We start from the raw sequence: 7,186 nt of genomic DNA, 5'->3' as shown, positions 1-7,186 counted from the left end.
TCCATGAGCTCCGCCACCGAAGTCAACGCGCTCTTTTGCTCGTACGTCACGCGGCCTCGCTGCATCAACATGATGCGATCCGCAATATCGAGCGTCTGCGCATAGTTGTGCATGATCATGATGATCGACAGCCCGCCTTTTTCCTTCAACCGCATCAGGAGGTCGATGATGAGCCCCGCTTCACGCGCACCCATCGCGGCGAGCGGCTCGTCGAGCAACAGGATCTTCGCATTGGAATAGACGGCGCGCGCCACGGCAATGGCCTGCCGCTGGCCGCCTGAAAGGCGCTCCACGGGCAAATCCACCGAAGGCACGTGCACGCCGACATCGTCGAGACACTGCGCCGCGCGCTCGCGCATCTGCTTGTGATCGACCAGCCTGAACGGTCCGCGCCTGACGATTTCGCGGTTCAGAAACATGTTGTGATAAATGCTCAGCGAATTCGCGAGCGCGAGGTCCTGATACACGCATTCGATGCCGAGCGAACGCGCATGATCGACGGAACGCAGCAGCGTCTCCTGACCGTCGATGTAAAGCGTGCCGCTGGTTTGTTGATGAAAGCCCGTCAGTATTTTGACGAGCGTCGACTTGCCCGCGCCATTGTCGCCGAGTATGCCGAGAATTTCGCCGCTGCCGAGCGTAAGCGAAACGCCGTCGAGTGCAGTCACCGCACCGAAACGTTTGACGAGGCTCTCGCCGTGCAGTGCGAGCGGCGCATCGGCGGCCGCGTTCGCGCCAGGCGAAGCGGTTTGCGATTCGTCCATCAACTCCCTCCCTTGCGGCGAATGCGTCCAACATGAATGTTGAAGATCATCGCCGCGAGAATCGCGGCGCCAAGAATGATGTTGAACGTAAAGGCGTTGATGCCGATCAGCGTGAACCCGTCGTTGAGAATGCCGAGCACAGCAGCGCCGATGAGTCCGCCCACGATCGTGCCCGAGCCGCCCGTGAGCGGCGTGCCACCGATCACGGCGGCAGCCACGGCAAGGAACATGATCTGGTTGCCGCCCGCCTGCGGGTCGATCGAGGTAATGCGAAAAGCCTCGAGCATGCCGGTGAAGCCGGCCAGCACCGCCGCGAGAACAAAGTTGCCCAGGCGCAGCCGGTTCACGTGAATGCCCGCCTCGCTCGCGCCGAGTGCATTCGCACCCGCCGCCTGGGTATGCAGACCCCAACGCGTATGCCGCAGCAGCACGTGCATCGCGAAAGCGATCGCCACCGTCCAGATGATCTCGCTGTAGCCCCACGCACCCATGAACTCGGAGAACATGGGCGATCCAGGTGTGGCGGCGGGCGTGCCGTGCGAAACGGTGAGCGTGATGCCGTTGATCAGAAACAGCGTGCCGAGCGTGGTGACGAACGACGGCAGCCGCAGCCAGACCGTGACCGCGCCGTTGACGAAGCCGACGGCCGCCGAGGCCACGAGCCCCGCGATCACCGCCAGCCACATCGGCGCACCGGCTTCGTTCGCAAACACCATCATGAACGGCGCGAACGCGAACACCATGCCCGCCGAGAGATCGATATCCCCACCGATCATCAACATGATTTCGCCGAACGCGATGATCGCCACCGGCGCAATGAACTGCGAAAGGTTGACGAGGCTCGCGTTGGTGAGCAGGAAATCGTGGTTCGCGAATTCGAAATAGGCGGCCAGGAGCACGGCCACGAGCAAAATGCGCAGCTCGGCCGCCCATCGCGATACGAACGGAACGCCCGCGCGCCGTGCCGCGCGGGCCGCTTCGATCTTGCTGGTTTCGTTCACTGTATTCATTACGACCTGATGGCACCCTTCATCGGAACGATTTGCGGCTTGGTGGTCTTGCCTTCATAGCGTGTCGAGGTATTCAGATACGGCTCGACCGTATCCTTCGTCACGAATTTGAGGCCGGTGTTGATGTCGGCCGGTCCCACCAGTCCGCCCGAAGCGAGGAATACGAACGCCTCCATCACAGTATAGAAACCCTGCACGTAAGGTTGCTGATCGATGGTGAAGTCGAGGAAGCCTTCATGGATATGCTGGATCGTGGCCGGAAGCAAATCGAAGCCGCCGCCGTGCACGCCCTTCGATGGAAGATTCGACTCCTTCATTACCTGGGCAACGCCCTGCGTACTGCCCGCGTCCACGGCGAACATGCCCTTGAGGTCCTGGTGGCCTAGATAAAACGCCTTGATCTTCGAAAGCTCCTCGTTGACGGTCGCGCCGGTAGCCACGGTCTGGATATCGATCTTCTTGCCGGACTTCTTGATGGCGTCCTGCGCACCGTCCAGACGCGGCTGGATATTGAGCTGCCCCGGCGTCGCGATGAAAAGCGCAACCATCCCGCTGTCGATGAGACTCACGATGCGTTCGCCCATCTGATAGCCGGATAGATAGAGGTCCTGGCCGATATAGGCGAGGCGGGGATTCTTCTTGCCGCGCGGCGCATCGGCGTTATAGGCGAACACCGGAATCCCGGCATCGAGCGCGGCCTGGATGGGCTTGTCGAACGCGCCCGGATCGACGATTGGCACGGCGATGGCGTCGGCCTTGGCGGCAATCGCCGAATTCACGGCGCGAACCATTTCGCCCGCGTCCGAATTGGCCGAGCCCGTCCACTGGTAATCCATGTTGAGCAACGCGCAGGCGTCCTGAATGCCGTACTGCGTCGGCACGAAGAACGGGTTCGTGGTGACGTGATTGACGAACACGATCTTCCATCTTTTGTGCGACGGGAAAGCCGCCTCGGCAGCCTGCGCGGTGCCGATCAGCCCGCCCGCCCCGCCCAGTGCGCCCATCAGCGAAAGCGCGGCGCCCAACCCCGCCCCTTGCATCAGTCCGCGCCGCGCCGCGCTGAAACCCTCACCGCCGTGTTCCTGGTCGTCATCCCGTTCGTGTGCCATCTCTTCCTCCAGTTCTTTACTTCGTGGGTCGATATGATCGGCGTCGAGCCGATCGCATGCAGATGCCGGATGGCACCGGGAGCGCCGTTGGATTGAGCTGGACCGGGGCATGCACAACTGCAACCTCGGTCGGAGGCGTTCGATGATGCGCCGCTTGGTACCGGCAAAATGTTAGTGCAGTGCGGCTGTGCCTCCTAATCCATGTAAACCCGTAACTAGTCGGACTATTTTGAAGCTGACGTCGAAATCGATTTGACTGTTCGATCGTGCGTCGCGCGGCGTTACCGAAAGGCTTCTGTAGTCTCGCCGCACCCGCTGACTACTAAAATCGCCAACTAGTCCGACTACTGGGCGGTCAGCCGAGGGACCTTGCGTTCGGCCGCATCGGCAGGTCACCTGTCCTTGTTTTCATCGGAAAACGTACTAACGTTCAAATGGCGGCCAAGAGCCGTCCATACCTAAAAGGGAGACATACGCCCCCGGGTGCTGCCGAACCACGGCCGGCACGGGCGAGGGGTGCCGATCATGAGTACTGCCGCCCGCTTTCAGGTCGAATACACCCGCTATCTCGACCCCGACGGTAACGCGACGCAACCGCTGCCTGCGTTTGCAAACGAAACGTCACTGCTCGTCGAACTATATCGCGCAATGACACTGACGCGAACGTTCGACAACAAAGCAGTTGCGCTGCAACGCACCGGCAAGCTGGGCACGTTTGCCTCATCGCTCGGGCAAGAGGCCATCGGTGTCGGTGTGGCCGCCGCCATGCAGCACGACGATGCGCTTTTTCCTTCCTATCGGGATCACGCCGCCCAATTGGTGCGCGGCGTCACCATGACTGAAAGCCTGTTGTATTGGGGCGGCGACGAGCGCGGGAGCGATTTTGCCGCTGCGCGTTACGATTTTCCGAATTGCGTACCGATCGCGACGCAGGTCTGTCATGCCGCAGGCGCGGCTTACGCGTTCAAGTTGCAAAAGACGCAGCGCGCGGCGGTCGCGATCGTCGGCGACGGCGGTACATCCAAAGGCGATTTTTACGAAGCGATGAACATGGCCGGCATCTGGCAGGCGCCGCTGGTCATCGTCGTCAATAACAATCGTTGGGCCATTTCCATGCCGTGCGAACGTCAGACGGCAGCCGGCACGCTCGCGCAAAAGGCCATTGCGGCAGGCATCGAGGGCCAACAGGTGGACGGCAACGATCTCATTGCCGTGCACGACGCGATGCGCCGCGCACTCGACAAAGCGCGGCGCGGCGACGGCCCGACGCTCATCGAAGCGCTCAGCTACCGGCTCGGCGATCACACGACGGCCGACGATGCGACGCGCTATCGCGATCCGGAAACAGTCGCCCAACAATGGGCGAGCGAGCCCATTGCACGTCTCCGTAAGTACCTCGTGCAAGCCGGTGTCTGGGACAAGACGCAGGAAGAAGCGCTTTCGCGGGCCTGCCGTGAGCAGGTCGAGAGCGCGGTCGAAGCTTATCTCGCCGTGGCGCCGCCGGACGTCTCGGCCATGTTCGAGCATTTATATGCAACGCTGCCGCGTGCGCTCGACGAACAATTGGACACGGCACTGCGATTCGCGAACGGCGAGAGCGCGGAGGACGACCATGTCTGAGTTGAATCTCGTCGAAGCCGTCAATCGCGCCCTCGCCTACGAGCTGGAGCACGATCCATCGGTTGTGTTGCTCGGCGAGGATATCGGCGCGAACGGCGGCGTATTTCGCGCCACGCTCGGATTGCAGGAGCGTTTCGGCACCGAACGCATCGTCGATACACCGCTGGCCGAAACGGCGCTTGCCGGCACCGCGATCGGCATGGCCTCGATGGGTTTGCGTCCTGTCGTCGAGATTCAATTCAGCGGGTTCATTTATCCGGCGATCGACCACATACTCAATCATGCGGCGCGATTGCGTCATCGCACACGCGCGAGGCTCACGTGTCCGCTCGTGATCCGCTCGCCCTGCGGCGCGGGCATCCATGCACCCGAGCACCATTCCGAGAGTCCCGAGGCGCTGTTCGCGCACATGCCGGGGCTACGGGTCGTCATGCCCTCCTCGCCCGAACGCGCCTACGGTTTGCTGCTGGCCGCCATACGCGATCCGGACCCCGTCGTCTTTCTCGAACCGACCCGGCTCTATCGGCTCTACAAGCAACCGGTCGAAGACGACGGTACCGCTGCGCCACTCGACACATGCTTCACATTGCGCGAAGGTACCGACGTGACGCTCGTCAGTTGGGGCGCCATGATCCATGAAGTGCAAATGTCCGCCGACGTCCTCGCGGCCGAAGGCGTCGAAGCGGAGATCATCGATGTCGCGACACTGAAGCCGCTCGACATGGAAACCATCGTGGCCTCCGTGGCGAAGACCGGACGCTGCGTCATCGTTCATGAGGCGCCCCGCACATGCGGGCTCGGCGCCGAAATCGCCGCGAATCTCGCGGAGCGCGGGCTCTATTCGCTGCTCGCGCCGATCGAGCGTGTCACCGGCTACGACGTGGTCGTTCCGCTCTTTCGGCTCGAGGCCCAATACATGCCGAGCGTCGCGCGCATCGTGAGCGCGGTCCGAAAAACGCTCGAGGCATCCACATGAAAGTCTTCAAGCTCCCCGACCTCGGAGAAGGCCTGCAAGAAGCCGAGATCATCGAATGGCGTGTCCACGAAGGCGACGACGTGAAGGCCGATCAACCGCTTCTCGCGGTCGAAACGGCCAAGGCGATCGTCGATATTCCTTCGCCGCAAGCGGGCCGGGTCGCCAAGCTGTTCGGCAAGAAAGGCGACATCATGCACCTGGGTGCGCCGCTCGTCGCGTTCGAGGGAGCGAACGACGATACGGGCACGGTCGTCGGCGAGATGCCGCAGATGCAACCGACGCAGCCTTCGACATCTTCCACGCGTCCCGCACCCGCGGGACACATCGCGCGCGACGTATCGATGCGCGGTCTCGTCGGCGCCGGCGCGGGCGCCCGGGCTCCCGCGATCAAGGCGACGCCGGCCGTACGCGCGTTGGCCCGCACGCTCGACATCGATTTGGCGATGGTCACGCCGTCGGGCCCCGATGGCGTCGTGACGTCAGCGGACGTGCAACGCACGGCAAAACTGCTCGTCGAACTGGGCCCGCCCGAGGAGTTGCGCGGGGTGCGGCGCGCGATGGCGCAAAACATGGCGCGCGCCCAAAGCGAGGTGGCCGCGGCTACCGTCATCGACGATGCCGATATCGATGCCTGGCCGCCCGGTACCGATGTCACGATCCGGCTCATTCGCGCGCTCGTGGCCGGATGCCGCGCAGAGCCGGGACTCAACGCGTGGTTCGACGGCCGCGCGGCGCGCCGCCATGTGCTTGCGCATATCGATGTCGGCATTGCGGTCGATCTTCCCGACGGCCTCTTCGTGCCCGTGCTGCGCGACGTGGCACATCGCGATGCGGCCGACTTGCGCACAGGCCTCGATCGCGTGCGCGCCGACGTTCAAGCGCGCAAAATCCCGCCCGAGGAATTGCGCGGTGCGACCATCACGCTGTCCAATTTCGGCATGATCGCCGGCAAATACGCCGCGCCGATCGTCGTGCCGCCAACCGTGGCAATCCTCGGTGCGGGTCGCATTCACGAGGGCATCGTGGCGGAAAACCGCCAGGCTGTCGTGCATCGGATCTTGCCGCTCAGCCTGACGTTCGATCACCGCGTGGTGACCGGCGGCGAAGCGGCACGGTTTCTCGCGGCGGCAATCGCCGATTTACGGGCGCTCGACTGACGACTGACGTAGCGCCCATTCGGGACGCCGTTTAGGCCGAATTTGCCGCCTCCATCGCAAAAAGCGGCAGGGTTCGCTCCCCGCCGCCTTATGGGGATTGGGCGCCCGGCCGGCACGGCTCTTGCAGAGATCGATCTATGCGGCCTGCATTTCCCCGCATCCTTTTCAATTCGCTCGTGCGAGGTCGATATGTTAGGAACCATTTTGCTCGTCGTGCTGATTCTCCTTCTGATCGGCGCTTTTCCTGCCTGGCCGTATAGCCGCGGCTGGGGCTATGCACCTACCGGTGGTCTGGGCCTGTTGCTCGTCATCGTGATCCTGCTCGTGGTGTTCGGCCAGATATAGCGCTCCAAGCCTGGTTTTCTATTCGCTGAATTGCGTGCCGCGGCATCCGATCCGCCCGCGGCACGCGCAATGCAATGAGGTGCGCGAAAGACCATTGCGTCTCGAGGAGAACGAAATGCACTTCGTTGCGCTCGCAACCGACTACGACAACACGCTCGCCACGGACGGCAGGGTAGTCGAACGCACCTGGTCGGTGCTGGAGAAA

The 7,186-nt window shown here is 62.8% G+C and carries 7 protein-coding genes; 4 read left to right on the top strand and 3 right to left on the bottom strand.

Features of this window, described 5'->3' with window-relative positions; genetic code table 11:
* The 3 genes from VGL01_RS05340 to VGL01_RS05330 form a co-directional block, all read right to left on the bottom strand.
* Positions 1 to 764: ATP-binding cassette domain-containing protein (locus VGL01_RS05340; RefSeq protein WP_331567806.1), on the bottom strand; the 764-nt coding region annotated here is incomplete at its 3' end.
* The gene (locus VGL01_RS05335) at positions 764 to 1,774 is read right to left on the bottom strand and encodes an ABC transporter permease (RefSeq protein ID WP_331567804.1); all 1,011 of its coding nucleotides are present in this window, start codon (positions 1,772 to 1,774) and stop codon (positions 764 to 766) included. The genes VGL01_RS05340 and VGL01_RS05335, both read right to left, overlap by 1 nt.
* On the bottom strand, positions 1,774 to 2,883 hold the full coding sequence (locus VGL01_RS05330; protein ID WP_331567802.1) for a sugar ABC transporter substrate-binding protein: 1,110 nt from the start codon (positions 2,881 to 2,883) through the stop codon (positions 1,774 to 1,776). Before VGL01_RS05330 ends, VGL01_RS05335 begins: the two co-directional genes overlap by 1 nt.
* Positions 2,884 to 3,408: 525 nt before the next feature.
* Between VGL01_RS05330 and pdhA the strand changes: the two genes are divergently transcribed.
* The 4 genes from pdhA to VGL01_RS05310 all read left to right on the top strand — a co-directional run bounded on the left by pdhA (position 3,409) and on the right by VGL01_RS05310 (position 6,981).
* Entirely contained in the window at positions 3,409 to 4,503 is a 1,095-nt protein-coding gene (gene pdhA, locus VGL01_RS05325; protein WP_331567800.1) for a pyruvate dehydrogenase (acetyl-transferring) E1 component subunit alpha, read from the top strand.
* Complete coding sequence (locus tag VGL01_RS05320; RefSeq protein WP_331567798.1) at positions 4,496 to 5,479, top strand: alpha-ketoacid dehydrogenase subunit beta; 984 nt, start codon at positions 4,496 to 4,498, stop codon at positions 5,477 to 5,479. Before pdhA ends, VGL01_RS05320 begins: the two co-directional genes overlap by 8 nt.
* The gene (locus VGL01_RS05315; RefSeq protein WP_331567796.1) at positions 5,476 to 6,636 is read left to right on the top strand and encodes a dihydrolipoamide acetyltransferase family protein; all 1,161 of its coding nucleotides are present in this window, start codon (positions 5,476 to 5,478) and stop codon (positions 6,634 to 6,636) included. Before VGL01_RS05320 ends, VGL01_RS05315 begins: the two co-directional genes overlap by 4 nt.
* Before the next feature lie 189 nt (positions 6,637 to 6,825).
* Positions 6,826 to 6,981, top strand: a complete 156-nt coding sequence (locus VGL01_RS05310) for a DUF3309 family protein (protein ID WP_173257158.1) — start codon at positions 6,826 to 6,828, stop codon at positions 6,979 to 6,981.
* Positions 6,982 to 7,186 lie beyond the last annotated feature (205 nt).

This window comes from Trinickia sp., assembly GCF_036503415.1.
Lineage (GTDB): Bacteria > Pseudomonadota > Gammaproteobacteria > Burkholderiales > Burkholderiaceae > Trinickia.
The sequence above is the reverse complement of the archived record's forward strand: the minus strand, read 5'-3'. Positions and strand labels throughout refer to the sequence as shown.

What these genes read in the sequence shown, in the direction of transcription:
- VGL01_RS05335 (WP_331567804.1), bottom strand. Translation starts at nt 1,774, where the DNA reads ATGAATACAGTGAACGAAACCAGCAAGATCGAAGCGGCCCGCGCGGCA.
- VGL01_RS05330 (WP_331567802.1), bottom strand. Translation starts at nt 2,883, where the DNA reads ATGGCACACGAACGGGATGACGACCAGGAACACGGCGGTGAGGGTTTC.
- pdhA (WP_331567800.1), top strand. Translation starts at nt 3,409, where the DNA reads ATGAGTACTGCCGCCCGCTTTCAGGTCGAATACACCCGCTATCTCGAC.
- VGL01_RS05320 (WP_331567798.1), top strand. Translation starts at nt 4,496, where the DNA reads ATGTCTGAGTTGAATCTCGTCGAAGCCGTCAATCGCGCCCTCGCCTAC.
- VGL01_RS05315 (WP_331567796.1), top strand. Translation starts at nt 5,476, where the DNA reads ATGAAAGTCTTCAAGCTCCCCGACCTCGGAGAAGGCCTGCAAGAAGCC.
- VGL01_RS05310 (WP_173257158.1), top strand. Translation starts at nt 6,826, where the DNA reads ATGTTAGGAACCATTTTGCTCGTCGTGCTGATTCTCCTTCTGATCGGC.